At 72.3% G+C, this 26,352-nt stretch carries 17 protein-coding genes; 4 read left to right on the top strand and 13 right to left on the bottom strand.

All coding sequences use genetic code 11. The features are described 5' to 3' along the window. Positions 1–481 precede the first annotated feature (481 nt). Positions 482–904, top strand: coding sequence for a hypothetical protein (locus tag WMF46_RS47760; protein ID WP_437983346.1), 423 nt, complete (start codon positions 482–484; stop codon positions 902–904). A 45-nt stretch (positions 905–949) separates the two neighbouring features. On the opposite strand, the gene WMF46_RS47755 is transcribed toward WMF46_RS47760, so the two are convergent. The 10 genes from WMF46_RS47755 to WMF46_RS47710 form a co-directional block, all read right to left on the bottom strand. Further along, positions 950–1,780 carry a DUF4328 domain-containing protein gene (locus WMF46_RS47755; protein WP_437983345.1) on the bottom strand — a complete coding sequence of 277 codons (831 nt, stop codon included), beginning with the start codon at positions 1,778–1,780 and terminating at the stop codon, positions 950–952. A gap of 126 nt (positions 1,781–1,906) precedes the next feature. Beyond that, positions 1,907–2,917 carry a UDP-glucuronic acid decarboxylase family protein gene (locus tag WMF46_RS47750; RefSeq protein ID WP_437983344.1) on the bottom strand — a complete coding sequence of 337 codons (1,011 nt, stop codon included), beginning with the start codon at positions 2,915–2,917 and terminating at the stop codon, positions 1,907–1,909. A gap of 69 nt (positions 2,918–2,986) precedes the next feature. Beyond that, complete coding sequence (locus WMF46_RS47745) at positions 2,987–4,186, bottom strand: CgeB family protein (RefSeq protein ID WP_437983343.1); 1,200 nt, start codon at positions 4,184–4,186, stop codon at positions 2,987–2,989. Further along, the gene (locus tag WMF46_RS47740) at positions 4,177–5,367 is read right to left on the bottom strand and encodes a glycosyltransferase family 4 protein (protein WP_437983342.1); all 1,191 of its coding nucleotides are present in this window, start codon (positions 5,365–5,367) and stop codon (positions 4,177–4,179) included. The genes WMF46_RS47745 and WMF46_RS47740 overlap by 10 nt, the downstream gene beginning before the upstream one ends. Then, on the bottom strand, positions 5,354–6,646 hold the full coding sequence (locus tag WMF46_RS47735) for a TIGR04295 family B12-binding domain-containing radical SAM protein (RefSeq protein ID WP_437983341.1): 1,293 nt from the start codon (positions 6,644–6,646) through the stop codon (positions 5,354–5,356). The genes WMF46_RS47740 and WMF46_RS47735 overlap by 14 nt, the downstream gene beginning before the upstream one ends. Further along, positions 6,643–7,731: an SDR family NAD(P)-dependent oxidoreductase gene (locus WMF46_RS47730; RefSeq protein WP_437983340.1), complete on the bottom strand. Its 1,089-nt coding sequence runs from the start codon at positions 7,729–7,731 to the stop codon at positions 6,643–6,645. Before WMF46_RS47730 ends, WMF46_RS47735 begins: the two co-directional genes overlap by 4 nt. A gap of 638 nt (positions 7,732–8,369) precedes the next feature. Next, positions 8,370–9,791 carry a hypothetical protein gene (locus tag WMF46_RS47725; RefSeq protein ID WP_437983339.1) on the bottom strand — a complete coding sequence of 474 codons (1,422 nt, stop codon included), beginning with the start codon at positions 9,789–9,791 and terminating at the stop codon, positions 8,370–8,372. Between the two features lie 290 nt (positions 9,792–10,081). Continuing rightward, on the bottom strand, positions 10,082–11,182 hold the full coding sequence (locus WMF46_RS47720; RefSeq protein ID WP_437983338.1) for a hypothetical protein: 1,101 nt from the start codon (positions 11,180–11,182) through the stop codon (positions 10,082–10,084). A gap of 43 nt (positions 11,183–11,225) precedes the next feature. Next, the gene (locus WMF46_RS47715) at positions 11,226–13,547 is read right to left on the bottom strand and encodes a substrate-binding domain-containing protein (protein WP_437983337.1); all 2,322 of its coding nucleotides are present in this window, start codon (positions 13,545–13,547) and stop codon (positions 11,226–11,228) included. 111 nt (positions 13,548–13,658) lie between these two features. Beyond that, positions 13,659–15,908 carry a substrate-binding domain-containing protein gene (locus WMF46_RS47710; protein WP_437983336.1) on the bottom strand — a complete coding sequence of 750 codons (2,250 nt, stop codon included), beginning with the start codon at positions 15,906–15,908 and terminating at the stop codon, positions 13,659–13,661. Positions 15,909–16,154: 246 nt separating this feature from the next. Here WMF46_RS47710 and WMF46_RS47705 point away from each other — a divergent pair, with 246 nt between their 5' ends. The 3 genes from WMF46_RS47705 (at position 16,155) to WMF46_RS47695 (ending at position 20,012) form a co-directional block, all read left to right on the top strand. Further along, entirely contained in the window at positions 16,155–17,348 is a 1,194-nt protein-coding gene (locus WMF46_RS47705; RefSeq protein WP_437983335.1) for a hypothetical protein, read from the top strand. Positions 17,349–17,598: 250 nt separating this feature from the next. Next, positions 17,599–18,669 carry an alpha/beta hydrolase family esterase gene (locus tag WMF46_RS47700; RefSeq protein WP_437983334.1) on the top strand — a complete coding sequence of 357 codons (1,071 nt, stop codon included), beginning with the start codon at positions 17,599–17,601 and terminating at the stop codon, positions 18,667–18,669. Between the two features lie 107 nt (positions 18,670–18,776). Beyond that, complete coding sequence (locus tag WMF46_RS47695; RefSeq protein WP_437983333.1) at positions 18,777–20,012, top strand: DUF3237 domain-containing protein; 1,236 nt, start codon at positions 18,777–18,779, stop codon at positions 20,010–20,012. Positions 20,013–20,060: 48 nt separating this feature from the next. Here WMF46_RS47695 and WMF46_RS47690 read toward each other — a convergent pair whose 3' ends face one another. From WMF46_RS47690 to WMF46_RS47680, 3 genes are all read right to left on the bottom strand, one after another. Further along, complete coding sequence (locus WMF46_RS47690; protein WP_437983332.1) at positions 20,061–21,065, bottom strand: tetratricopeptide repeat protein; 1,005 nt, start codon at positions 21,063–21,065, stop codon at positions 20,061–20,063. Positions 21,066–21,097: 32 nt separating this feature from the next. Continuing rightward, entirely contained in the window at positions 21,098–24,094 is a 2,997-nt protein-coding gene (locus WMF46_RS47685) for an nSTAND1 domain-containing NTPase (protein ID WP_437983331.1), read from the bottom strand. 162 nt (positions 24,095–24,256) lie between these two features. Further along, positions 24,257–26,347 carry a glucosyltransferase-I gene (locus WMF46_RS47680; RefSeq protein ID WP_437988016.1) on the bottom strand — a complete coding sequence of 697 codons (2,091 nt, stop codon included), beginning with the start codon at positions 26,345–26,347 and terminating at the stop codon, positions 24,257–24,259. Between the last annotated feature and the right edge of the window lie 5 nt (positions 26,348–26,352).

The raw sequence follows: 26,352 nt of genomic DNA, 5'->3' as shown, positions 1-26,352 counted from the left end.
GGTACTCTTCCGGCACGCGTCCCCTCGGGCACACCGATGAGCGACCGGCGAGGAAGCGCTTCGCTACGTCAAGCTCGCCGGCTCCGCGGCCCTTGCCGACACCCGCGGCACGACGCGCTGCATCAGCTCTGCGGACTCGACCGGCTTCGGCAGCATGCGTCCCGGTGCGTCGCTAGGAACCTCCGGCTGGCCTCGCTCGTGCCCTTCCCGTCATGAATGGCAGCCGGCCCGCGAATGCCAACAGATCAGCCGCGATCCACTCGTAGCGCTCAATGTCCGTGCCCTCCTGCATTACAACATCGCAGAGCACAACATCGAAGTACCCCTCTTGGTGGAGTGTCCTCTCCGCCTCGTCGACTGAGCCTACGCACACGACCCTATCTTGGGTCGCGTTGCACGGGTCGAAGCCGTCGGCCGTCGGGCCCGCGGGCCGGCGCCTTCTGGCGCTTGCGGCTGAACCCCGGTACGCTGGTGAAGACCGATGGACAAGGTCGGCGTCGCCCGGTTCGCGCGGTACAAGGGATGGCCGGCCTTCGCGCAGGTCAGCCTGACGGTCCACGACGTCCCGACCGAGATCGCCGCCGTGTCGTTCAGCTGCAGCGGGTCGGGGTTCACCGCTCAGGGGCACGTCGAGGAAGCTCCAGCGTCGGGATACGACGACTGGAAACGAGGCGCGGCAGCGGGCGTGCGCTTCGCCTTCCGCCTTCTCGCCAGCGCCCCACGTCCGGTCACCGTGACCAGGATCGAAGGGCTGAGCACCGACACCAGCCCCGCAGCGGTCGGCGCGGCGGCGGCGCTCGCCGTGTTCAACGCCCTCGGGGCGGCCACGCCGCCTTCGTTCTACGCGCTGGTGGAGGAGATCGTCTTCACGCCCGCGGGGACAAGCGCAGAGTTCTCGCTCTGAAGCCGCCACGCGGAGAGAGAAGATCTCCGCCGGGAGGCGCGGGCCCTACTCGGGATCGTCGAAGTCGGCGATCTTCGCCATGTCCCGCCGCAGCTGGAGATCACGCTCCACGAGGAGCTGGTCGAGCTCCTCGTCGGAAGCGTACGCGAGCCGTCGATGGCGCTCCTCGACCCGGCTGTCGATCGCCCGGATCATCCGCACCCCGAGCCACGCGGCAGCGATCGACGCCGCGTCGGACGCAATGAACGCATAGCGAGACCGGATGAACTCCGCCACGGTCAGATCCGCCATGGTAGAGGCCACCCACCCGAGGCCGCGGCTCGCGACATAACACCCCCACCACGCGCCGAGCGCGGCATGGTGCACCGCGCCCGCCCGCGGGGCGTGCGCCATCTCGACGCGCCGGTAACCACCCCCGCCGTCCAGGAGAGGGCGCGGCGCAGGCTCGGGCACGGCCTCCGGGGCAAGGCCGTCGTGGAGATCGCGCGCCACCCTGTACGGCTGCACCAGGTTCACGACGGGAATGAAGAATCCCAGGACCGCCTCGGACGGCGTCCAGGAAAACCCCCTCACGAGATCCAGCACGCCAGCCAGCGCGACCGCCCTGGCGAGCCAGCGCAGGAACACCACGCCAGCAACGAGCCCGAGCCCCAGCTCGAGCAAACCCCCGACCTCACGGAGCGTGTTGGCAAGCCGCCACGTCGGCGCCGAGACGTCCGTCGAGCCGAGCAACACAATGTGCCAGGCGCCGGTCAGCGCCGTGAAAGACGCCACCGCCCCCATTGCGATCAGCCCGGCAATCGCCACGCGAGCGCGCCGGCGCACCACGCGGACGTCGCGGCTCCACCCCTCCCGAGCTTCGACCCAAGCGCTCACGGTGAGCGAGGCTATCAGCGCAACGCGCAGCATCGCAAGCGACGTGGCCGAGGAACACACGCGGTGATCGTGCGCTTCGACGCGCCCGCTCCGCCCCCGACACCACAATCGCAGGGCGGCAATCCGTCAGCTCGCCATCGCCGGCTCCCCTCGCCTCGCGCATTCGTCGAGCCCCGCCAGCGCGCGCCGGAAGCTCTGGATCGTCGCATAGAGCCCCTGCCGGAGCGGCACCCGCGGCTCGAACCCCAGCGCCCGCCGCGCCAGATCGATCGCCGGACGCCGCCGCATCGGATCACCCTCCGGCAGCGGGCGGTACCCGATCCGGCTCGCGCTCCCCGTGAGCCGCACGATCTCCTGCGCCAGCTCGAGCACCGTCACCTCCACCGGATTCCCCAGGTTGACGGGCCCCACCTCCGACGGGTGCTCCATCAGCCGCAAACACCCCTCCACCAGGTCGTCGACGTGACAGAAGCTCCGCGCCTGCGACCCGCTCCCGTACACCGTCAGCTCCTCTCCCCGGAGCGCCTGGGCGATGAAATTGCTCACAGCGCGCCCGTCGTCGATCGCCATCCGCGGCCCGTAGGTGTCGAAGATCCGCGCGATCCGCCCCGACGCCCGCCCCTGGCGGTGAAAGGCCATCACCAGCGACTCCGCGCAGCGCTTGCCCTCGTCGTAACAGGCGCGCACCCCGACCGGGTCCACCCGCCCGAGGTAGCTCTCCGGCTGCGGGTCGACCTCGGGATCGCCGTACACGTCGCACGACGACGCCAGCAAGAGCCGCGCGCCGTGCCGCTCGGCGCACAGGAGCGCGTGCAGCGTGCCCATCACGTTCGTGAGCGTGGAGCGCACCGGATCGCCCCGCCAGCGCGCAGGGCTCGCCGGCGACGCCAGGTGGTAGACCCTGTCGACCTCGTAGTCGAACGGCAGGGCCACGTCGTGCTCGACCAGCCAGAAGCGGCTGTTGCGCATCAAGTGAGCCACGTTGGCCGGCGAGCCCGTCGAGAAATCGTCGAGCGCAATGACCTCGTGGCCGTCCGCGAGGAGCCGCTCGCACAGGTGCGAGCCGATGAAGCCGGCGCCCCCCGCCACCAGGACGCGCATGCCGCTCCCCACCGTCCTCCCGTTCGCGTCACCCATAGGAACACCTCCGTCGTCGCAACACCGCCCCTCGTGAACCGCCGAGACCCCCCCGCGCCGCGCAGCACCTCACGCGAGCGGGCTCCGGTAGCGGCCCGGGTCGCGGCGGCGAACGCCGGACGCAGGGCCGCTCCGCTCCACGTCGTCGTCCCCCGCCTCGCCGGGCCGGTAGCACGGCCGCAAGAGCAGCTCGTCGATCAGGTCGAGGAGCGTGTCCACGCGGTGCGCGCACGTGTGCCGCGCGAGCACCGTCCGGCGCCCGTGCTCGGCGACGCCGCGCGCGAACTCCGGGTCCGCGAGCAGCGCGCGGAGGTGCTCCGTCATCTCGGCGCCCGTGCGCGCGACGAGGTAGTCCCGGCCAGGCGAGAAGAGGCGCTCGGCGTCGGTCCACGGCGCGCTCACGAGCGGGATCCCGCACGCGAGCGCCTCGAACGGCCGGATCGTGGGGATGCCGGGGAGCCACGCGGCGTACGGCCGCCGCGGGACATGCACCGTGATCCTGGCGCGCGCATAGGCGTCCGGGACACGGTGGTTGGGGAGCCAGCCGGCGTACTCGATGCCGGCGTCCGCCAGCGCCGAGAGCGCGCGATCGGGGTAACGCACGCCGTGGACCCGCGCGCGGAGCCCGAGCGCCCTCACGGGCTCGACGAGGAACTCGTGGAGCTCCGCCGTGCGCTCGCCGTCCCCCCAGTTGCCGATCCACACGAGATCACGCTCCTTCTCGACCTCGGGCAGCGGCCGGAACAGGCGCGCGTCCGCGGCCTCGTGCCACACCACCGCGCGCCGCGCGACGCCGCGGCTCAGGTAGAGATCACAAACGCTCTTTCCAAAGCCGAGCACGCAGTCGTACCCCGAGAGATCGCGCCGCACGATCGCGGCCGGATCGGTGATGAGCCCGTGGTGCGTGTCGTGAAAGAAGAGGCGATAACGATCCGTGCGGGCGCGGTGCTCGCCGAGCCGCCGCACGAGCTCCGGGTCGCTCCGCTCGTGGACGAGCACGACGTCGACCCCCGCGAGCGCGGCGTCGAGGTCCAGCGTGGAGAGCGCGTAACGGCGCGGGCGGAGGCGCGGATAGACGGCGGCGGCCTCGCGCAGCGCGTCCGGGCCGTACGCCGCGACGAGGCCCAGGGCGCTCCAGGCGTCCTCGGGCTCGAAGGCGAGCACGTCGTGGCCGCGCGCGTCGAGCTCGGCCGCGATCCCGCGGAGGAAGTGCGCGTCCGCGTGGTCCCAGTCGGAGAGCAAGGAGTGGCAGAAGAGGGCTATTCGCATGGTGTCCCGCAGGGTGAAGGCGACGAAGGAGGGCAAACCCGCCGGGGGGCCGGCGGGCGGGCGGCGAGCGCGAGGGCGTAGACGTCGAGGTAGCGGCGGGCCATGGCGCGCGGGCTGAAGCGCACCGCGCGCCGGCGGGCGAGCGCGCCGAGCGCCTCGCGGCGCGCGACGTCCCGGATGAGGTGGTCGAGCGCGGCGTGGAGCGCGCGCGGATCGTCCGCGGGGACGTAGAGGGCGGCGTCGCGCCAGACCTCGCGCAGGCTCGGCAGATCGCCGAGCACGAGCGCGCAGCCGGAGAGGGCGGCCTCCAGGGTGGCCATGCCGAACGGCGCGTACCGCGCCGGGGAGGCGTAGATCGCGGCGCGCGACATCCACCACGTGAGCTCCGGCTCATCGACCCACCCGAGGGAGCAGAGGCTCTCCCCGGCGCGGCGGCCGACGCCGCCCGCCGCGACGTCGCTCCCGGCCACGAGCACGGGCCACGCGAGGTGGGGCGCGACCTTCTCGAGGGCCGCGAGGTTCTTGGCCTCGTCCCAGAGCCGGCCGGCCGCGAAGACGAACGGCTCCTTCAGCCCCGGCGCGAACCGCCTGCGGTCGCGCGCGTGCGGGATGACATGGCCGCGGCCCAGGCCGAGCGCGCCATACTCGCCCGCGAGGGCGCTCAGCATCGCCGCGCTCGGCGCGACCACCGCGTCGGCGGCCCGGAGCCCCTCGGCGACCCGCGCGCGGTAGCGCTCGTAGCGGACCGGCGCCGGCCGGCGGTGCACCGCGCGCCACCACGACAGCACGCAGGCGTGCGCCACGACGACGCGGGGCGCCCGGAACGGCAGGGCCGCGTGGCAGTAGCCGTTCAGGTGGACGAGGTCCGGCCGCACCCGCTCCTCGAGGTCGAGCAGCCAGTCGCCGGCGGCCGCGACGTCGTCCCACGGGTCATCCATCCATTCGAGCCGGTAGGCGCTCTCGACGAGCTCGAGGCCCGGTACCGCGGCGGCCGCCGCGCGCGCCGCGGGCGACAGGGGCCCGCCCATGATCGCGAGCACCGTGGCCACGCCGGCGCGGGAGAGCGCGCCCGCGAGCTCGAGCGCGACCGTCCACACGCCGCCCTGCGTGTCGGCCGTCATCAGCACCCGGCCGGGCCGCGGCGCCGCGGCGCCCGGGGCTCCGCGGTCAACGCGCGCCATGCTCGAGCTCCGTGAGCGGCAGCGGCCGGCTGTCCGGCAGATCGCCGAACGTCCGGTGCTCGGCGATATAATGGGCGTGCGCCCGCTCCCAGGCGCCGTCGTCGGGCGCCCCCCAGCGCCGGGTGTACGCGGCGGAGCCGGGGTACGGGAACGCCGGGACAGGCTCGTTGGCCCACACGCCGAGCCCGAGGAGGCGCTGCCGCCACGACGCGGCCTCGGCCGGATCGCCGGGGCCCGCGTCGCCCAGGTTGGCCTGCACGAAGGGCACGCTGCGCCGGGCGTGGACGAGCAGCGCGGTGAGCTCCTCGGTCGACGCGCTGCACCGCCTGGCGAGCGCGTCCATCCCCTCGATCGACGGGCGCTCGACGCTGGCCTCGATCGAGACGCAGCCGGCGCGGCCGAGGAGATCGAGCATGTCGCGCGACCAGCTGTCGATCCTGAGCTGGACGCCGAACACGATGTCCCGCGCCCAGAGCTCCTCGAGCAGGGCCCGGTCGGGCAGGAAGCGCTCGTCGATGAAATAGACGTGGCGCACGCCCTCGGCGAGCAGCGCGTCGAGCTCCTCGAGCACCGTCGCGAGCGGGCGCTTCCGGAGCCTGTCGCGCGCGCCGTCCCTGGCGCAGGAGGCGCAGCGGCAGGGGCTGCCGCGCGAGGTCTCCATCTCGGCGCTCGGCCCCTCGGGCACGGCGTCGAAGCGGTGGTGGTGGTGGACGTGCCGCGCGAGCGTCGCGCCGTCCCACCGCAGGGCCGGCAGCGTCCTCAGGCAGGCGGCGTAAGGGCCTCCTTGCACGTGGTCGATGCCGTTCCTGCGGTAGGCGATCGAGGGGATCTGCCAGAAGCGCGACTCGGTCGCGCCGGCGAGCATGACGAGGATCTCCTCGCACTCGCCGAGGACGACGACGTCCACGCCGAGCTTGCGGAGAGCCGCGCGCGGGGTCGCGGAGCCATGAGGCCCGACGGCGACGAGGAGGCCGCCGTGGCCCCGCAGCGCGGCGGCCGTCGCCATGGGCACGCGCAGCTCGGGCGGGGGGCTGCGCCAGGAGAGGTAGCTCGGCGCCGTGGCGATCACCGTCATGGCCGGGCGGAGCGCCGCGACCTCGGCGCGCAGCGCGATGAGGTCGATCCCGCGGGCCTGGGCGTCGATGAGGGCGGCCTCGTGGCCCGCGCGCTCGAGCAGCGCCCTCGCGTACCCGAGCTCGATCGGCAGGTGCGGCTCGCGGCAGCCGAGGTAGACGCTGCCGTGGAAGGTCCAGGGCGGGTTGACCAGCGCGACCTTCACGACGCGGCCTCCAGCCGGTCCATCCGGACAGACGAGGGGATGTCGGCGTAGACGGCCCCGAGGCGCGCCTCGACGCCGAGGCGCCATTGATAGAGCGCGCGCAGCCCGTCGCGCAGGGGGACCCGCGGCGCCCAGCCGGTGAGCGCCTGGAAGGCGCGGCAGTCGGAGACGTAGTACCGCGGATCGCCGCGCCTCCACGCGGAGAGCGAGACGACCGGGCGGCGCCCGTCGAGCTCCTCGAGCAGATCGAGCAGCTCGACGAGGCTCACCGCCGTGCCCGGGCCGCCCCCGATGTTGAAGACGCGGCCCGAGGCGGGCTTGAGCGCGCGCCGCGCGCGCAGGAGGGCGTCGACGAGGTCCTCGATGAACAGCGCGTCGCGGACCTGCAGCCCGTCGCCGTAGAGGGTGATCGGGTCGCGGCGGATGGCGCGCGCGACGAAGTGGGCGATCCACCCCTGGTCCTCGTTGCCGAACTGCGGGGGGCCGTAGACGCAGCTCACCCGGAGCACCACGGCGTGGAGGCCGAAGGTGCGGGCGTAATCGAGGACGTACTGGTCGGCGGCGCCCCGCGAGCACCCGTAGGGGTTGCGGAGATCGAGCGGCTGACTCTCGGAGATGCCGTGCTCGCGCGCGCTCTCGCACAGGGGTCGATACCGCTCCTCGCCCCGCTCGATCGGCAGATCGGGCAGCGCGCCATAGACCTTGCTGGTGGAGGCGAAGAGCAGCGGCGGAGGGCGGTCGAGCCTCCGGAGCGCCTCGAGCACGTTCAGGGTGCCGCGCGCGTTCACCTCGAAGTCGTGCGCCGGGTCGGCGACGCTCCTCGCGATGGCGACCTGCGCGGCGAGGTGGAAGACGAACGAGGCGCGCCGCACGGCGTCGCTCACGGCCTGCTCGTCCCGGACGTCGCACACCCGGACCTCCACGCCAGCGCCGTGACGCCCCTTGAGGCGCTCGACGTTGCGCTCGACGAACCCGCGCGAGAGGTTGTCGAGGACGAGGACCGGCTCCCCCTTTCGGAGCAGCTCGTCGGCCAGGTGAGAGCCGATGAACCCGGCTCCCCCCGTGATCAGGACATGGTCAGGCATAGAATGCTCCGTTCCGGTCTGGACGAGCGGCGGGCGAGCGGGCGATGAGAGAGAGCGCCTCGCGAACGGACGGCGCACGACGGCGCAGCGCGGCAGGCAGACCGAACGCCCGCCCGCCGCGCGATGTCCCCCCCCGGCTCCGCGCCTCGCTGCGCGGGAGTCCCTGAGGAGACACCGATTAACATGCGAGCTGGAGAGCCGCAATCGATCGAAGGAGCTTTGTTTGACGAGCGGTATCGCCTTCCGCGCCGCCTGGAGAGGGTACGGCGCCGCCGGATGGCAGAGGAGACTCGATGTGTCGTAAAGGGGGTTTGTGGCGAGGAGCGCCGATCGGACAGGCGATGAGCGCGGGCGGGGACGGGGGGGAGAAGGGAGGAGCGCGCTCGGCGCGGGGCGGAAACGGAAGCGGAGAGGGAGGTCTGACGCTTCTCCTAGAATTTTTCGGAGAAATTCACAGGGAGGCGGGGAGACGGGGAGTGAGATCCCACCAATCTCCCCGTCTCCCCGCCTCCCTGTTCAATTTCCCGCTAAATGAGGGGATCTGTCAGGCGGGAGATGCGAGGCGGCGCGACGATGGCGCGCGGGAGGGGCTCGGCTTGCAGGGAGGAGGGCAGCGCGGGAGCGCGCCCTTGGGAGGCTCAGCTCGCGGTGGGCTGGCCCGTCAGACGCAGGTAGATGAACGCAAGCCCGATGCCGGCGACCGGTGCGGCCACGAGCGTGCCGAGGCAGCAGGCGAGCACGCCCGCCAGCACGAGCGCGCAGGCGAGCAGGGCATAGACGAGGAGGCCCCCCTTGTGGCCGGTCGTGATTCGCCAGCTCTCCTTCATGGCGTCGATGGCGCCCAGGTTCTTATCGACGATGCACAGCGTCGTCATGCTCAGACCGAGCGCGACGATGACGCCGGGGACGATCAAGAGGAGCATGCCGGCGCCGACAGCGAGACCGGTCAGGATCTGGGCGCCCAGGATGGACAGGAACCACCGCCCGCCGCCAAGGACGTCGCTGAACGAGTACGGCTCGCCGCGCGCGACCTTCAGCAGCAGGTTGTTCATGCCTCCGGCGAAGTAGGCGCCGACCACGAGCGCAACGGCCTGCATCAGGAACTGGATGGCCGCCCCCGCGGTGGGCGCGTCCCTCGCGAGCGCCGCCTGGATGCCTCCGCCGATGCCGTTGGGGACGCTCGACGCAAGCCCGACGACGACCATGGCGCCGATGAGGACAGCCGGGTCGCGCTTCAGGCGCTCCCAGCCGAAGGACGCCGCATCTCCCGCTCCCCACGGCCCCGCGACGCCCGTGCCCGGGGGTGAGCCATAGCCCGCGCCGCCGCCCGGGGGCTGGTAGGGGTTAGCCCCACCCCAGCCGGCGCCGCCACCCGGAGGCGGGCCGTAGCCGCCGCCACCACCGCCCGGAGGCTGGCCCCAGCCGCCGCCTCCCCCCGGGGGCGGGCCGTAGCCGCCGCCGCCACCGCCCGGAGGCTGGCCCCAGCCGCCACCGCCCGGAGGCTGCCCCGGCGGCTGACCGTAGCTGCCGCCCGGAGGCTGCCCCGGCGGCTGACCGTAACTGCCGCCCGGAGGCTGCCCCGGCGGCTGGCCGTAGCTGCCGCCCGGAGGCTGCCCCGGCGGCTGGCCGTAGCTGCCGCCCGGAGGCTGCCCCGGCGGCTGGCCGTAACCACCGCCCGGAGGCTGCCCCGGCGGCTGACCGTAACTGCCGCCCGGAGGCTGCCCCGGCGGCTGGCCGTAACCGCCGCCCGGAGGCTGCCCCGGCGGCTGGCCGTAGCTGCCGCCCGGAGGCTGCCCCGGCGGCTGGCCGTAACTACCGCCCGGAGGCTGCCCCGGCGGCTGGCCGTAACCGCCGCCCGGAGGCTGGCCGTAACCACCGCCCGGCGGCTGTCCCGGAGGCTGGCCGTAACCACCGCCCGGCGGTTGACCGGGGCCAGCGCCCCCGGGTGGCTGTCCGTAGCCACCGCCCGGCGGCGGGCCGTAGCCACCGCCCGGCGGTTGCCCGTAACCACCACCGCCCTGACCGCCCCCTGATCCCCCGCCCCAGCCACCTTGGCTCATCTTGTCTCCACTGGGTGTGAATACCGACTACGCCCAACCAACTACCCCCACTATACGTGGAGGGCGCCGGCACGGAACAACTAACTTTTCCGGCGCGCGGCGCCCCGTGCGCGCCCGCACCGAGCCGCCGCGCAGAGGAGCGACGGCCGAATGCCGGGCGCGCGCCGCGATTGCGGACAGCGCAGCAATCGCGGAGCGCGCGCGGAATCCGGCGATCAACAGCGATTGAGCGCTCGACGTCTCGACGTCTCGACGTCCATTGCTGGACGCGGGCGCGAGACACGCGCAGATCACCGCGGCGGCGGGCCGCTCAGGCACAGGCCGGCGATGCTGCTCGTGAACGACGTCCCCTCCTCGCGCCGGACCTCGACGGAGTTGCCCGTGAGCGGCGACGAGAACACCCCCTGAACGACGCCCGCCCCCTGCTTCGCCGTCACGGAGCGGCCGACGAGGGACCCGGGCGACACGGCCTCGATCGGCGCTCCCGGCGCGATCGCCTGCTCCTCGGGCAGCTCCGCGCGCCGGAACCCGCCGAACCGCACCGCCGTGCCGCCGCCCTTCCCCGGCATGATCTTTCCGATGCACTGCCCGAGCGGCGTGCCGACGACCGCGTACGTCACGGCGGCATCCACCGGCGACCGCCTCGATTCGCCCACCAGGGTGACGGCGACAGCGAGGACGAACGAGGCGACCGGGACCGCGAGCGCGGTCGCCACGACGACCGCGGCGGCGCCGGACGTCGCCCGGCCGAACGAGGCGAGCTCGGCGCTCACGGCCTGCTCGAACGACCGCAGGATCACGACCTGGCGCGCGCGCACCCGCTCGAGGACGGCCGCGGCGACCAGGTTGTCGGCGGCGCAGAAGCCGCACCGCGCGATCGCGCCGTCACCCGCGCCGAGCGGCGCGCCGCACACGTGGCACGCCGCCGGCTCGCCCGGGGCCGCCGGGGGGCGCGCGGCGCACGCCTCCTCGAGCCGCCGCTGCCTGCTGCGCATGACCGCGAGCACGGCCGCGCCGGTCCCGACGGTGCCGAGCCACGCCGCCACCGTCATGCCGCCGGTGATGACGTTCCCCTCGGTGTCGGGGCTGACCCAGACCCCCAGCACGATGAGCGCGCCGAGCAGGGTGATCGGCACCGACGCGAGCGCGAACACGACGAGCAGCCGCGCGTGCCGCTGGGACGCCGTGACCAGCCTCCGCCGCAGCGCCTCCGAGAGCTGGCGGCGGCGCACGTCGGTCTGGAAGACGACGTGCGCCGCGGCACGCAGGCCCTGCGCCGCCTCCCCGGGCAGCGGGCCACGGTAGTGGCACCCCGCGCAGGCCATGAGATCCGGGCTGGCGAGGGACACAGGCGCGGGTCGCCCGCAGCGCGGGCAATGCACGGCGAGCATGGACCGATTCTACGCCAGCCGCGTCTCGGCAGGTCAAGGCGCCTCAGCGCGCCTCCCGCCTCGCCTTGCGCTCGCGCCGGCCCGCCGGCGCGAGCTCGCGGAGCGCCGCCGACAGCGAGGAGAACGTGCTCAGGACGCCGAGGTCGACGCCGACGAGGCTCATCGCGATCTCGGGGCGCACGCCGACCAGATAGACCCGCGCCCCGAGCAGGGCGGCCGCGCGGCTGGTCATGCCCACCGTGTCGGCGACCCGGGCGTCCACGAACGGAACGCCCGTGAGATCGAGCAGCACGGAAGACGCCCTGTGCCGGCTCACCCCCTCGGACACCTTCTCGAGCACCTGCCTGGCACGGCCGCCGTCGATCATCCCGATCAGCGGCACGAGCAGCACGCCGGGCAGGAGCGGGATGAGCGGACAGCCCAGCTCGCGCACCGTCTCCGAGAGCGCGCGCTCGATCTCGTACGCCTTCTGCAGGTCGGCGTGCTGCGACGACAGCGACTCCACAAGCGCGTCGCGCTCCAGGGCCGCGCCGAGCAGCGTCCCCCAGATCGCGACCGTGCCCTCGTCTCCGGCCATGGCAACGAGGGTCGGGCCGACGAGCACCAGGATCCCCCAGTCGCGCCGGGCAGAGCGTATCGGCAAGAGCAGCACCATGTGCGTGCCGTCCTCGGCCGACGGCGGCAGCATCGCCTCCGGCAGAAACGCCTCCGGCCGACAGCGGCGGCCGATCGGCGGGGTCGGGCTGCCGTCGCGGCTGTAGGCGCCGGCGACGACGAGGCGGGAGCGCGCCGTCGGGTCATCCCACAGCGCGAGGCAGCCCCAGACCACCGTTGTCGTCTCGAGCCACGAGAGCGACCGCGTCGCCTGCTGGGTGCCGCCGAGCAGGGCCAAACTCACATCGTAATTCGTCCTCGCGAGCACCCCGAGCTGGCGGACATACTGGCTCTCGGCCTCGAGCCGGGCCCGCGCGATCGCGAGGCGCACGAGCTCCAGGAACGCGTCCACCCGCCGCCTGGCCGTGTCGTCCAGGGACGCGCCGCGCCGCTCGTGAAACTGGCCCAGCAGGCGGATCGCCGCCAGCAACGTCCCCACATCCATCGTGATGCCGACCGCCTGCCGGCAGGCGCCCCCGAGCTCGGCCGCCGAAGGCAGCGCGGCGCCCCGAAGCGCCGCGAAATAGCCGTCGATCAACGACGTGACCGCCGGCCATACCTCGGTCGGCGAGAGGTCGGGCGGGAGCGGCTGGGGCAGGAGCAGGAGCTCGACCATCTGCCGGGCCAGGGCGCCGCCGGCGTCCTCCTCGGGCACCGTATCCTCCTTGGCGAGGAACTCCTGGATCGTGTTGCACCCGCACGAGCTCCGCACGGCGAGGGAGTTGGCCGTGCGCACGCCCTCGGCCGGGAAGGCCTCGCCGGCGATCATCGACGCGAGGAGATCGCACGCGGCGCTCCCCATCATCTCGAACCGCTGGCGCACCGTGGTCAGCGGCGGATCGGCGCCCTCCGCGTCCGCGATGTCGTCGAAGCCGATGATGGCGAGATCCTCGGGGATGCGGACGCCCGCCGCCTTCAGCAGGGGCATCATCCCGAGCGCGTTCTTGTCGGTCCCGAAGACCGCCGCCGTGCACCCGGGCAGCCGCGCGAGGAGCGCCGGCACGGCGCCCTGGCCGCCGCTGTACCAGTTGTTGTCGCTCCGGATGACCAGATCGGGGTCGAAGTCGATGCCCGCCTCGGCGAGCGTGTCCTTGTAGGACGCGAAGCGCTCGCGCACGTCGAACGCGTCGAAGTAGCCGACGAACGCGATGCGCCGGTGCCCGTGCTCGATCAGGTGGCGCACCGCGCTCCGCATCCCGCCGTGGTTGTCCGGGATCACGGCTGGACAGGCGACATCGGCGGCGCGGGTGCCGACGGTGATGAACGGGACCCGGCCGCGCGCGAGCGCCTCGATGCCATGCAGCTCGATCAGGACGATCCACCCATCCACCTGCTCCCCGGCGAGCGACGGCGCGTGGACCTCGAACGGCGTACCGCGCAGCACCAGCGTGCGAAACCCGCGCTGCTGGGCCGAGTCATGGATGCCGAGCAGGACAGGGTTCCAGAACGAGCCGTCGAGAAAGGGGGAGATCACCCCGAGGGTGCGAGGGCGGGCCGCGGCGCCGGCTGCCGGGACATGGATCGGCGGGGCGTCGGTGCGGCGCGCCGGAGGGAGAGACGAGCGGCGCGCCGGAGGGAGAGACGAGAGGCGCGCCGGAGGGAAAGAAGAGCCGGTGCCGCGCCCCGAGCCCGCCCCCTGCCCCGGTGCGCCGGAAAGCTCGCCCCACTGCTCCGGCACCACGATGCCGCTGTCCCGGCTCCCCTGACCCATCCTCGCGCTCCCTCCCTGCCTGCTCGCCCACGTCCGGCCGAGCCTCTCGACTTCCGTCGGCAGCGCGATCCTTAATCGATTTCAGGCGAGAGGTGAGGAAAGCGATGATGCCTACCGCGCGCCCGGCCCCGCCGCCCGCGCCGCGCGCACCCCCGCCTGCCCGAGCTCGAGGAGCGCCATCGCGAGCGAGGAGAACGTGGCCAGCTCGCCGAGATCGACGTCGATGAGGCTCTCCGCGATCTCGGGGCGCACGCCGACCAGGTAGACGCGCGCGCCGAGCAGGGCGGCCGCGCGGCTGGTCATGCCCAGGAAATGGGCGACCTGGAGGTCCACGAACGGAACGCCCGTGAGGTCGAGCAGCACGGACAGCGCCTCGTGCCGGCTCACCCCCTCGGCCACCTTCTCGAGCACCTGCTGGGCGCGGCCGTTGTCGAGCATCCCGATCAGCGGCACGAGCAGCACGCCGGCGAGGAGCGGGATGATCGGGCAGCCCAGCTCCCGCACCGTCTGCGACAGCGCGCGCTCGCTCGCGAACGCCTGCTGCAGGTCGGCGTGCCGCGCCGACAGCGACGCCAGCAGCGCGTCGCGCTCGAGGGCCGCCCCGAGCAGCGTCCCCCAGATCGCGACCGTGCCCTCGTCCCCGGTCATCGCGACGACGGCCGGGCCGATGAGCACGAGGATCCCCCAGTCGCGCTCCACGGAGCGTATCGGCAGGAGCAGCACCATGTACGTGCCGTCCGCGGCCGAGGGCGGCAGCATCTCCGCCGGCGGGAACGCCTCCAGCCGATGGCGGCTCCCGTTCGGGGGGACCGGGCTGCCGTCGCGGCTGTAGGCGCCCGCGACGACGAGGCCCGTGCGCTCCGCCGGGTCATCCCATAACGCGAGGCAACCCCAGACCATCGTGGTCGTCCCGAGCCACGAGAGCGACCGGTACTCCTGCTGGGTGCCGCCGAGCAGGGCGAAGCTCACATCGTAGTTGGTCCTCGCGAGCACCCCGAGCTGGTGGACGGAGTGGGTCTCGGCGTCGAGCCGCGCCCGCGCGCTCGCGAGGCGCGCCAGCTCCACGAAGTCCTGGACCCGCCGGCTGGCCGCGGCGTCCAGGGACATGCGGCGCCGCTCCGGGAGCTGATCCATCAGGCGGGCCGTCGACAGCAGGGCCCCCAGATCGGGCGTGATGGCGACGGCCTGGCGATAGGCGCGCTCGAGCTCGGCGGCCGGGGCGGGCGCGGTGCCCCGGAGCGCCGCGAAATACATGTCGACAACCCGCGTGACCGCCGGCCAGACCGCGGCCGGCGGGGTATCCGGCGGGAGCGGGCGCGGCAGGAGCAGCTGCTCGACCATCTGTCGGGCCAGGGTGTCGCCGGCGTCCTCCTCGGAGGCCGCGTCCTCCGTGTCGAGGAAGTTCTGGACCACGTTGCAACCACACGAGCTCCGCAGGACGAGCGCGTTGGCCGTGCGCACGCCCTCGGGCGAAAAGGGCTCGCCGGCGATCATCGACGCGAGCAGCTCGCACGCCGCGCTCCCCATCATCTCGAACCGCTGGCGCACCGTGGTCAGCGGCGGGTCGGCGCTCTGCGCCTCCACGACGTCGTCGAAGCCGATGATCGCGAAATCCTCGGGGATACGGACGCCCGCCGCCTTCAGCTCGGACATCGTCCCGAGCGCGTTCTTGTCGGTCCCGAAGACGGCCGCCGTGCACGCGGGCAGCTGCGCGAGGAGCGCCGGCGCGGCGGCCCGGCCGCCGGTGTACATGTTGTTGTCGCACGGGATGACCAGATCGGGGTCGAAGGGGATCCCGGCCTCGGCGAGCGTGCTGATGTAGGCGTCGCGGCGCTCGCGCACGTCGTACGCGGCGAAGTTGCCGACGAACGCGATGCGCCGGTGCCCGTGCTCGATCAGATGGAGCACCGCGTTCCGGATGCCGCCGTGGTTGTCCGGGACCACCGCGGGACAGCGGACGCCGGCGGGGCGGGCGCCGAGCGTGATGAACGGGACCCCCGCATCGGCGAGCGCCTCGATGCCGCCGAACTCGATGATGACGAGCCACCCGTCCACCTGCTCTCTGGCGAGCGAGGGGGCCAGGACCTCGGACGGCGTGCCGCGCAGCACCAGCGTGCGGATCCCGCGCCGCTGGGCCGACTCATGGATGCCGAGCAGGACAGGGCCCCAGAACGCGCCGGAGAGAAACGGGGCGACGACGCCGAGGGTGGGAGGGCGGGCCGCCGCGGGCGCGCCCTCGGAGCGGCGCGCAACAGGGCCGGAGACGCCGGCCTTTCCCCTGGCCTTCCGCTCCGCTGCGCCAGGCAGCTCGCCCCACTGCTCCGGCAACGGTACCGCACTGCCCTGGCGACCCTGACCCATTCCCGACGGCCTCCTGCTCCACAACCTGACCGCCCTCCCCACGACCGCTGAGGACCGGCTACATCGTATACGCTGCGCAGCCGGCCCGGGCGAGAAGTCTCGTGTCCTGCCGTGGAATCCGGAGCGTAGCGTCAGACTGCGAACATGGCCGCCCCACGCGCGGCGCGTGTGTCGACGCGCTCCGACGGCCGGCGCGCCGCCGGCGCCCGGCGTCGCTGGTGAGCTGGTCGGTGGTATCGTCGAGCAATGCAATACCGCGACGAACGAGACGCGCTGCGGGGGCGTGTGGACAGCCTCGAGGAGCAGCTCGCGGCGGCCAGGAAGGAGCTCGCGGAGCACCGCGACGACGATCGGGCCGCGCGGGTCGAGCAGATCGAGCGCCAGATGGCGGAGGCCCGCCGCGTGCTCGACCAGCTCGGCCGGGAGCTCGCCGCGGTGCGCGGCCGGCCGAAGCGATCGTCGGCGGTGCCGCTCCTCGTGACGATGGCGGGCGTGGGGCTCTGCGCGATGATCGCGAGCTACCTGCTGGCGCGGCCCGCGCGCGAGACGATGGCGATCGTCCAGCAGCCGGCCCTGCCCTCGCCTGCCCCTCCCCCCCCGGAGCCGCCGGCGCCGGTCCCCGAGCCAGCGCAAGCGCCGCCGGAGCCGGCCCCGCCGGCGCGCGAGGCGCCGTCGCGGACCGCGACAGCGACCTGGAAGGCGGCCGTCACGCGCGCCACGGGGCTCCCCCTCGCGGCCGGCGCGGCGTGCACCGTCGAGGCGGAGCTCGCGAGCTCGGGCGACGACATCCGCGTTCCCGCGCTCCGGGTCCTCTGCGGCGGCAAGCCGATCTACCGGTCGAGCGATCCGCTGAACGGCATGTCGATGTTCAGCAGCGGCGTGGAGGAGGACTCCGGTCCTGAGCCTGGCACCTATGCTTATGCCCTCTCGTACCAGGACAAGGGCTCGCGCGCCGGCGAGCGGGCCGAGGTCTCGCTCGACAGCATCCGCAAGGCGGGCGCCGTCTGGCGCGACTCGGCGCCCGCGTACCGCGTCGAGTTCATGCTGGCTTACCAGAGCCTGTCCGTCGCGGGGGAGCCGCTCCTCGACGCCACCCGGAGGGCGCTGCGCCGGTCCGCGCGCGTCACCGAGTCCACGGGGCCGAGCCCGGTGAAGGTGGGCCAGAGGTGCGCGCTGCTCGTCTCGCCGCTCCCGCGCGGCGGCAAGTGCCTGACGCGCCTCGCGTGCGCCGGCCGCATGCTCTACGGCGCGGGCACGACCGGCGTCGCCGAGTGCACGGTGGAGGGGGACAAGGTCGTCCGCGTCCACGACGGGAACACGACCCCGAACGGCGGCGACCCGGCGTTCGAGCTCGACGCCGCGACGGGGCGCATCACCGTGAAGGACGAGGTGGGAGGCGCCGCGTGGACCGTCGGCGTGCAGCTCGATCCGAGCGGCTAGCTGGAACCGCGCCGTTCGCGCCGACCTTGCCGCTTCGAGCTCGCCCCTCGCCCGCGTCGTCCAGTCCGCCCCTCTGGGCGTGACGTCTCGCATCGTGGCATAGGCGAATATGCCTATGCCTCACGCCCGAGGCATAGGTGAATATGCCTATGCCTCGGGTGTGAGGCATAGGGTACGACGTCGTCGCAGATGACCTGCATCGGGTGATGCGAGGACGGACGGCGATCTTAGAATAGAGAGGCGGGGACGAATGAAAACGCTTCGCAATTTCGGCGTGATCGCTCCAGGGATCGTTGCGCTCGCGGCGTTCGCGGCGCTGGGCTGCGCCAGCGAGGGAGAAGCAACGACCGAGGCATCCTCCGGCGGCAGCGCCGGAGGGCCCGCTGGGCCCGGATCCAGCGCCTCCGGCGCCACGGGTAGCACGTCGGCGACCGGTGGCTCGTCGGCAAACGGTGGCTCGGCGGCAAACGCTGGCTCGTCGGGGGCGGCCAGCGGCGCCGGCGGCAGCGGCGGGAGCCCGGACTCGGGGGCAACTGGCGCGGGCGGCGGGAGCGTTGCCGGCTCCGGCTCGAGCGGCGCTGGAGGAGCGGCGCAGAGCGCCGGCTGCGGCAGCGCGACCGCGCCGAAGAGCGGCCGTTTCAGCGTCGATGTCGGGGGCACGACGCGCGAGTACATCCTCGCCGTACCGGACGGCTACGATCCGAAGCACCCTTACCGGCTGATCTTCGCCTGGCATCCCCGCGGCGGCTCGGCCGAGCAGGTCGCGACCGGGTTCGGCGGCGGCTACTACGGGCTCCAGAGCCGCGCCGACGGCTCGGCGATCTTCGTCTCGCCCGAGGGCATCGACCAGGGCTGGGCGAACACGGGAGGCCGCGACATCGCGTTCCTCCGCGCCATGCTCGACCGCTTCCGCGGCGAGCTCTGCATCGACGAGAGCAGGATCTTTTCGACGGGGTTCAGCTACGGCGGCATGATGTCCTACGCGATCGGCTGCGCGATGGGCGACGAGTTCCGCGCCATCGCCTCCATGTCCGGCGCGATCTACAGCGGCTGCGAGGACGGCGACCATCCCGTGGCCATGTGGGGCGCCCACGGCAAGACCGACAACGTGGTTCCGCTCGAGAACGGTCAGAGCGCTCGCGATGTCTTCCTCGAGCGAAACCACTGCGGCCAGCAGACTACACCGGTCGAGCCGAGCCCCTGCGTCAGCTACGAGGGCTGCGACGCGGGCTATCCGGTCGTCTGGTGCGAGTTCGACGGGGGCCACGCCCCGCAGAACAACTCCGGCGAGTCGATCTGGAGCTTCTTCTCGCAGTTCTGAGGCGGGCGTCGCTCGAACCAGCGCCACGTTTCAGGGTGCATCGAATCGCATCGTGGATTGAATGGATGGGTCCGGCCATGGTGATCAAAAATCTGCCAGCGAAGCTCTTGATAACTGGAATCCTGGGCATCTGCTCTGGAGGGTGTGGTTCGTCGACCGACGATACCAGCGGAGGGACGACGAGCAGCAGCTCCGGCGGCGCGGCGTCGAGCGGTTCCGTCGGAGCGACAGGCACGGGCGGCGACGCCGGCACGGGCGGCGCGGGCAGCGGAACCACCGCGGGCAGCGGAACCACGGGAGCCGGTGGCGCCGAGGAGACGGGCAGCGGCGGCAGCGGCGGCGCTGGCGGGATGCCCGGCGCTGGCGGGGGCGACAACGGCAGCGGTGAGGCGACGATCGTCCCCGATCCGTCGTGGACCTGCGGGATGCCGAGCGGCATTCCGCTCCCCACGCGCGGCGAGCTCGTCCTTCGGGCGACGCTCCAGCTCGGCGAGACCCACGATGTCGGGACCACCCAGTTCGGACACCGCCGCCTCCTCGACGTGAAGGGGGGCACGCTCACGGGCGACAAGATCCAGGCCACGTTCCTCACGGGCGGCATGGACCTCGAGCTCACGCTGTCGAACGGATCCGTCGAGCTCGAGGAGATCAACATCCTGAAAGCGAGCGATGGCACCAGCATCTTGATGCGGACCTGCGGCGTGGCCGCCGCCGGCGATGACGTCGTCCGGATCGTCCCGGACTTCGAGGTCCCCAACTCGAGCTCGCTCGCGTGGCTCAACACCGGGAAGTTCGCGGGCACCCGTGTCGTCGACGCAGCGGCGGGCACGATCCAGCTCGACGTCTACGACATCAGCGAGGTGGCCGCCGGAGAGCCGAAGATCCAGCTCAAGGATCCCGAGGGCGTCCCGAACCAATCGTGGGAGTGCTCGAAGGTGACCGGAGCGAAGGGCTCGAGCGTGTTCACCGAGTCCGTCACGCTCGGCGCATCCGTGTCTGTCGGCGCGAGCAAGCGCGGCACGCGCAACATCATTCCCATCACCGGGGGCACGGTCACCGGCGGAATGCTGCTGAGCGGCCTGTCGGGCTCGGTGCTCCCCGGAGGCGCGGATTACCAGCTCATCGGGTCGACCACGGTGCTGGACGCGAGGTACGCGCTGTCCTCGAAGGACGGCGAGGTCATCGTGGTGAGGAACTGCGGACCGTTCGGCGCGCTCATTCCTGTCTTCGAGACGCGCGCGGACGGCCCCTATGCGATCCTCAACACGAAGCAGTATGTGAGCTCCGATCCGGGCGGCGCGGCGGGCGGCGGGGTGAGCCTCACCTTCTACGAGCGCAAATAGAACAGCAGCGGCGCGGTGACGGCGGCGCCGTCCGGTGCCTTCGGCGCTTCAAAAGGAAAGCCGAGCGGACAGCCCGGCCGCCGCGCCCGGCGCCGCGGGCACGATCCGGAGCTGGACGCCGCCTTGATTTTCGGTGCGATACGTCCGCGGCATGTTGAGGAACACGAGGACCGCGCCTGCCGCCAGGGTCGCGCCGCCGGCGATGAACAGGCCGGTGGCGACACGGCTCTCCGTCATACCCCGGCTCGACGTGTCCGTCGTCGTTGGAGGGCAGCCCGACGTGCAGGTCTCTTCAAACTGCCGCTCCGCCTCCTCCAGATGCTCGTCGGCCTGCCAGCGCAACACCGCACCAGCCAGCCCGAGGCCCGCCGCGGCCCCGACCACGGCCCAGGGTTTCCAGGCGGACCACCTGCGCACCGTGATGATGCCGTCGGCGCTCAGCTTGAGCACGCCCGAGGCCTGGACCCCGGCGAGCACGACGACGGGCTCGACGAGGGGGAAATACCCCGCCTTCCTCGCGCTGACGACGTGCTCTCCGGGCGTCACGAACCGGCGCGCCGAACCAGGACCGACGAACCACGACCTCCCGTCGAGCAGCACCTCGGCGCGGGGCTCAGCGCAGCGCATCTCGACGACGGCCAGCTCGCGCTCGACGAGCTCCTTCATCAGCGAGCGCGCCTCTTCGAGGTCCTCGGGCTCGAGCGACGCCGGCCCCCACCGGAGCGAGAGGCGCAGGTTCTCGTAGGCAAGCAGCGGCATCCCCATCATCTTGAGCACCCTGCCCAGAGAGAACCGGAGATCCGGGTGCTCCCACAGGGCGAGCGCCTCCTCGTACTTCTTCTTGGCATCGCCGAGCACCATCCTTCTGTGCAGGTCCCGCCCCTGCATGAAGAGCTCCAGCGCCGCCTGCTTGCGCTCCTCTGCGACGCCCTCATGCCAGGGGGGCAGCGCCGGCTCGGTCTGAGCCCACGCGGGCACGGCCCGGGACGCGAGGATCGCGATCGAGAGCCATGAACAGATCGCAGCTCGGGTGCTCGTCGGCGTCCTCTGCACGGGAATGGTTCGATGATCTCCCGGAGCGCTTTTCACCTCAAGCGGTCCCGGACCTGCCCGACGGAGCGCTGGATGAGCTGCTCCAGCGCCTCCTTGCTCCGGCGCTCGTCGTCTGCCGCTTGCTTGGCCTTCCGCTCCTCGACGCCGGCCCTGGCCCGCTCGTCATCGGCCTGAGCTTCGGCGCGCCGCGCCTCGGCCTCGGACGCCCGCGCCCCGTCGCGCGCCGTCCGAGCCTCCTCGGCCGCGGCGTGCGCCCTCTCGGTCTCGACCTCGGCCCTGTCCCTGGCCTCCTCGGCCTCCTTCTGCAGCCGCTCGGCCCGGTTTCGCTGCTCTTCCGTGCTCATCCTCGCCTGCTCGGCGGCTTGTCGAGACGCCGTCTCTCTCGCGAGCGCCTCCTCGAGGCTGCGCTCGGTCCGGCGGATGTCCGCGAGCTGCGCGCCGATGACCCGGTTCTGGCGGGCCACCGTGACGATCCCCGCGGCGGCGCCGACGACCAGGAGGGCCAGGCTCGCGATGGTTCCGACGATGAGATTGCGCTTCCGGCGCTGCGCCTGGCCGGCCAGCCTGACCACGGCGTCGAGGTAGCGCTGCTCTCGCTCGGGAAGCCGGCGCGCCGAGCGCTCCGAGAAGCGGCGCGCTTCCTCCGCGAGCTTGCCGCGCCACAAGAGGTCCTCGGCGCGGCCGCTCGACTCCCACTGCCGCGCCGCCGCGCGCAGCTTGTCGAGGAACACCGAGTCTCCCTGGTTCTCGTCGAGCCAGCGCTGCAACGTCGGCCAGCGCACGATGAGCGACTCGTGCACGATCTCCACCTTGCCGCCGGCGTTGTCGCGCCCCGTCTCGATGGCGAGGAGCCGCGCGTCGGCCAGCAGGTGGACGACGCGCTCGATCTCGTCTGGATCCCCGTCCCCGGGCAGCTCGCGGAGCTCTTCCAGGCTGGCCATGGCCCGCGTGCGCTCGGGCGTGACCAGGCGCTCGAAGATGGCTCGGCAGAGCTTCGCCTGACGGCCGCTGAGCCCAGCCAGCACCGCGTCGGCGTGGCTCGCCAGCGCTCCCGCCACGCCGCCGATGGCCTCGTAGCTCGCCCGCGTGAGGAGCCGCCGCTCGCGGTCGCGCATGTCCCACAGCCTGGCCGCGGTGAACTGCAGGATGGGGAGGGCGCCTGGGGTCGTCTCCAGCACATCGAGGGTGCCCTCGACCATCGCCGGGTCCTCGATCTCGTACCGCGCCGCCTGGACCGGCTTCAAGAGCGCCTCGCGCAGCCCTCCCCGGCCGATGGGCGAGAGGAACACGAGGCCGCGGGTCACCCCCGCCATGAAGTGCCTGTCCTCGGCCACCCGCTCGATGAAGTCCGAGCGGGTGGAGAGGATGACGCGGAGGGGCGAGGAGGCGTCGTCGGCGACGCCTTCGAGGCACGAGAAGAAGGCGGCGCGCTCTCGGGCGCCGCACGAGAGGGTATAGAGCTCCTCGAACTGGTCGACGAACAGCACGACCCGCCGCTGGGTCCGGGCGGACCACGCGCGCAGCGCGGCGCCCAGGTGGCCGGGCTCGGCGCGCAGCCGCTCGATCACCTGCCCGCGCTCGGCCTCACGGCCGCGCGCCGCCGGCGAGCCGACCTCGCCCTGCTCCAGGAGGGATGGATGGTTGAGCAGATCGGCGAGCGCCGCCATGGGCTCGCGCCCGGGCCGCATGACGAGCGACTCCCACCCGGCCCCCGAGCGCTTGAGCGCCGGGATGATCCCCGCCCTCACAAGCGATGATTTCCCGACCCCCGACGCGCCGACGATCGCGAGGAGCGGCTGGCTCTTCAGGCGCGCGACCATGCCGGCGATGTCGTCGTCGCGGCCGAAGAAGCGGTCCGCGTCGACCTCCTGGAACGCCGAGAGGCCGGCGAATGGGCTCTCGTCGGCGCCGAGGACGACCTCGCGGCGCCCCGGCAGGAGTGGAATGAGCTCGGCCAGGAGCTGCCGCGCCGAGGCGATGCGCTCGGAGGTCCGCCTGCGCAGGCACCGCTCGATGATCGGCCCGAGCGCGCCCAGCTCGGCGCGCATCCCGCCGATCTTCCGGACGGACGCGTCGAGCGCGTCGAGGCGCGCGCCGACCGTCGTCGCCCCGTCGAACGGGCGCGCGGCGGTCACGAGCTCATAGAGCATGATCCCAACGGCCCAGATATCCGTCGCCTGGTCGATCTCCTCTCCGGCCTGCTGCTCGGGAGACATGTAGGCCAGCGTCCCCATGACGGCCCCTTCGTGCGTCAGGGTCAGCTCGCTCCTGGGAGCAGGGGGCTCGCACGTGACGGCGGCGTCGACGTCGAGCAGCTTGGCGATGCCGAAATCGAGCACCTTGATCGCTCCGGACGGCTCCAACATGATGTTTTCCGGCTTGAGATCGCGGTGCACGATGCCGAGCTGATGGGCGCACACGAGGGCGCGCACCACGGGCACCATCAGCTCCACCGCGGCGCTCGTCGACACCGAGGTGGCCGCGACGCCCGCTGGCGCGCCCGCCGGCCTCCGCTGCGCCATCCACGCGCGGAGGCTCTGGCCCTCGATGTATTCGAGCACCATGTAAGGATACCCGTTGTGCTCGTTCACATCGTGGATGGTCACGATGTTCTCGTGCTTGCAGAGCGCGGTGGCGCGGGCCTCGACAAGGAATCGGTCGAGCCGGGAGCCGGTCAGCGTTGTGACGAGCTTGATCGCCACCAGGCGGCCCAACCGGACGTCGCGGGCCAGAAAGACCGTGCCCATGCCCCCGCGGCCGAGCTCGCGGATGAGCTCGTAGTGACCGAGGGACGTCCCGGCGTCGATGGGCAGGTCGCGCGGCGCTCGCCGCGCAGGGCCGGTCCTGGGCGCGGTGAGCTGCGCCGCGTCGAGATCGTTGTCGGTGCTCCAGGTCGCCGACGGGTACATCCCCTCTTCTGACTCCGGACGTCCCCTCCGGCTCGGCGGCGGGGCGGCCGCCTCCTCGTCGACGGCAGAGGCGCCCGAGTCGCCCACAGAAGCGAAGCGTATTTCCTTCATCGGGCTCATGACAATCTCACCGCACGAACCCGACAGGCTCATGCCTGCGGGCCGGAAGCCTGGCCGTCGCGCCCGCCGTACGCCGGTCCCCGGCGCCGCGGCGCGCAGAGCGGCTCCGGGGCGTCCATCGCAGCGCGAAGCCAACCGAAACCAAGCATCCGTCCTCGGCCTTCAGCGGCTGAGCGCTGTCCGGCCGAGTCGATGGCTGCGTTGGCTGAGGTCCTGGTCGCTGAAAATAAACACATTACCCAAAGAATCACCCCATACCGCCCGCGGGAACCCAAGTTCTTCGGAACGCATGGGCAGCCAAGAACCACCGTCGAAGTGCAGCACGGCGCCGTCGACGGCGAAGACATCGTTGGGCCCGCTGCCCCACAGGTCGGTAAATGCAAAATTGCGCACCGATGTCGTCGCCGTCCAAGAGCTGCCGTCGAAGTGCAGGATGGCGCCCCGCTCTCCGACGGCGAAGACGTCGCTCGGTCCGCTCCCCCACACGTGGAAGATGCCCACATCGACCGGCGATACCATCGTCGTCCAGGAGCGGCCGTCGAAATGCAGCACGGCGCCAAAATCCCCGACGGCGAACACATCGCTCGGCCCGCTCCCCCATACGCCGTAGAGCGCATGTTCGATGCCCTCTACAGACATTGGTGTCCAGGAGCGACCGTCATAGTGCAGCACGGTGCCCCGCGCTCCGACGACGAAGACGTCGCTCGCTCCGCTTCCCCACACGCCGCGGAGATTCACATCGACCGGCGATTCCATCGCCGTCCATGAGCTGCCGTCGAAATGCAGCACGGTGCCCCGCTCTCCGACGGCGAAGACGTCGCTCGCTCCGCTCCCCCACACGCCGCGGAGATTCACATCGACCGGCGATGCCATCGCCGTCCATGAGCTGCCGTCGAAATGCAGCACGGCGCCCCGCTCTCCGACGGCGAAGACGTCGCTCGCTCCGCTTCCCCATAGATCCAAAACGTAAATCAACTCGTCATCGGCCGCGACAGGCAGCTCTGTCAGGGTGATGCCATCGAAATGCAGCACGGTGCCGACGGCGGCGGCGAAGACGTCGCTCGGACCGCTGCCCCACACGGCCATAATCTCACTGATGCCCGACACGGCCGCAATCTGATCGATCGGTGAATTCATCTCCGTCCAGGCGCGGCCGTCGAAGTGCGCCAGGACATCTCCGACGGCGAAGACGTTGCTCGCGCTGCTGCCCCACACGCTGCGAAGTTCCATATTGGACGTCGAAGGCACCTTTTCCCAGGAATTTCCGTCAAAATGCAGCGCGCCCTCATCTCCGACGGCGAAGACGTCGTTCGGAGCGCTGCCCCACACGTCGAACAGCCACTCATCGACCCGCGAGCGCATCTGTGTCCAGGAATTTCCGTCAAAATGCAGCACGGTGCCATGTCCCCCGACGGCGAAGACGTCGCTCGGACCGCTGCCCCACACGCCGGACAGCCCCACATCGACTGGTGAAATCATCTTCGTCCAGGAGCGGCCGTCGAAGCGGGCCAAGGTGCCCCCATCTCCGACGGCGAAGACGTCATTCGGGCCGCTGCCCCACACGTCGTTAGGAGCCCGCTCGTAGGGCCAGGGCATCCGAGTCCATGAGTCTCCGTCATAGTGCAGCACGAGGCCGGTGGCTCCGGCGGCGGGGCCCTCGAGTCCGACGACGAAGACGTCGCTCGGACCGCTGCCCCACACGCCGCGCAGCTCTGCGCTCGCAGCGACCGGTAACGGGATCAATGTCCATACGGTGCCGTCGTAATGAACCAGGGTGCCCCCGCCCCCGACGGCGTAGACGTCGCGCGCTCCGCTTCCCCACACGTCGGCGAGCCACTCCGTTATCGGCACAGGCACATTCGTCAAGCGCCAATTGAAGTCGCCGCAGCCCACGACCTCCCGCGAGTCGCAGGCGCGCGAGCAGGCAGGGCGGCCAAAATCGTAACGGAGATCCACGCAGGAGGCGACCAAAGGAGCGGCGGGGTCACACGTCTCCTCCTGCGCGACCTCGCCGTCGCCGCAATGAAGCCGGCAGTCCAGGCGGCACACCCCGCCCGCCGACGCGTTCTGGCGATCGCTGCACACCGGCTCCCGGGGCGCGACGGCATCGACGCCGCAGTCACACGCCTCGCCTGGGTCGCGGATCGCGTTGCCGCACACCTCCCGCTGGCAGGTCGCGCCGCACCCGTCGCCCGCCGCGACATCGCCCTCGTCGCACTCCTCGCCGGGATCGACGATCCCGTTGCCGCACACCTCCC

The sequence above is a fragment of the Sorangium sp. So ce117 genome (genome assembly GCF_051524395.1).
GTDB lineage: Bacteria > Myxococcota_A > Polyangia > Polyangiales > Polyangiaceae > Sorangium > Sorangium cellulosum_B.
Note: the sequence above shows the minus strand (reverse complement) of the source record. Positions and strands in the feature narration are given on the sequence as shown.

Excerpts from the sequence above, each read along its gene's own strand:
- WMF46_RS47760 (WP_437983346.1), top strand. The coding sequence starts at position 482 with ATGGACAAGGTCGGCGTCGCCCGGTTCGCGCGGTACAAGGGATGGCCG.
- WMF46_RS47750 (WP_437983344.1), bottom strand. The coding sequence starts at position 2,917 with ATGGGTGACGCGAACGGGAGGACGGTGGGGAGCGGCATGCGCGTCCTG.
- WMF46_RS47745 (WP_437983343.1), bottom strand. The coding sequence starts at position 4,186 with ATGCGAATAGCCCTCTTCTGCCACTCCTTGCTCTCCGACTGGGACCAC.
- WMF46_RS47740 (WP_437983342.1), bottom strand. The coding sequence starts at position 5,367 with ATGGCGCGCGTTGACCGCGGAGCCCCGGGCGCCGCGGCGCCGCGGCCC.
- WMF46_RS47730 (WP_437983340.1), bottom strand. The coding sequence starts at position 7,731 with ATGCCTGACCATGTCCTGATCACGGGGGGAGCCGGGTTCATCGGCTCT.
- WMF46_RS47725 (WP_437983339.1), bottom strand. The coding sequence starts at position 9,791 with ATGAGCCAAGGTGGCTGGGGCGGGGGATCAGGGGGCGGTCAGGGCGGT.
- WMF46_RS47720 (WP_437983338.1), bottom strand. The coding sequence starts at position 11,182 with ATGCTCGCCGTGCATTGCCCGCGCTGCGGGCGACCCGCGCCTGTGTCC.
- WMF46_RS47715 (WP_437983337.1), bottom strand. The coding sequence starts at position 13,547 with ATGGGTCAGGGGAGCCGGGACAGCGGCATCGTGGTGCCGGAGCAGTGG.
- WMF46_RS47710 (WP_437983336.1), bottom strand. The coding sequence starts at position 15,908 with ATGGGTCAGGGTCGCCAGGGCAGTGCGGTACCGTTGCCGGAGCAGTGG.
- WMF46_RS47705 (WP_437983335.1), top strand. The coding sequence starts at position 16,155 with ATGCAATACCGCGACGAACGAGACGCGCTGCGGGGGCGTGTGGACAGC.
- WMF46_RS47700 (WP_437983334.1), top strand. The coding sequence starts at position 17,599 with ATGAAAACGCTTCGCAATTTCGGCGTGATCGCTCCAGGGATCGTTGCG.
- WMF46_RS47685 (WP_437983331.1), bottom strand. The coding sequence starts at position 24,094 with ATGAGCCCGATGAAGGAAATACGCTTCGCTTCTGTGGGCGACTCGGGC.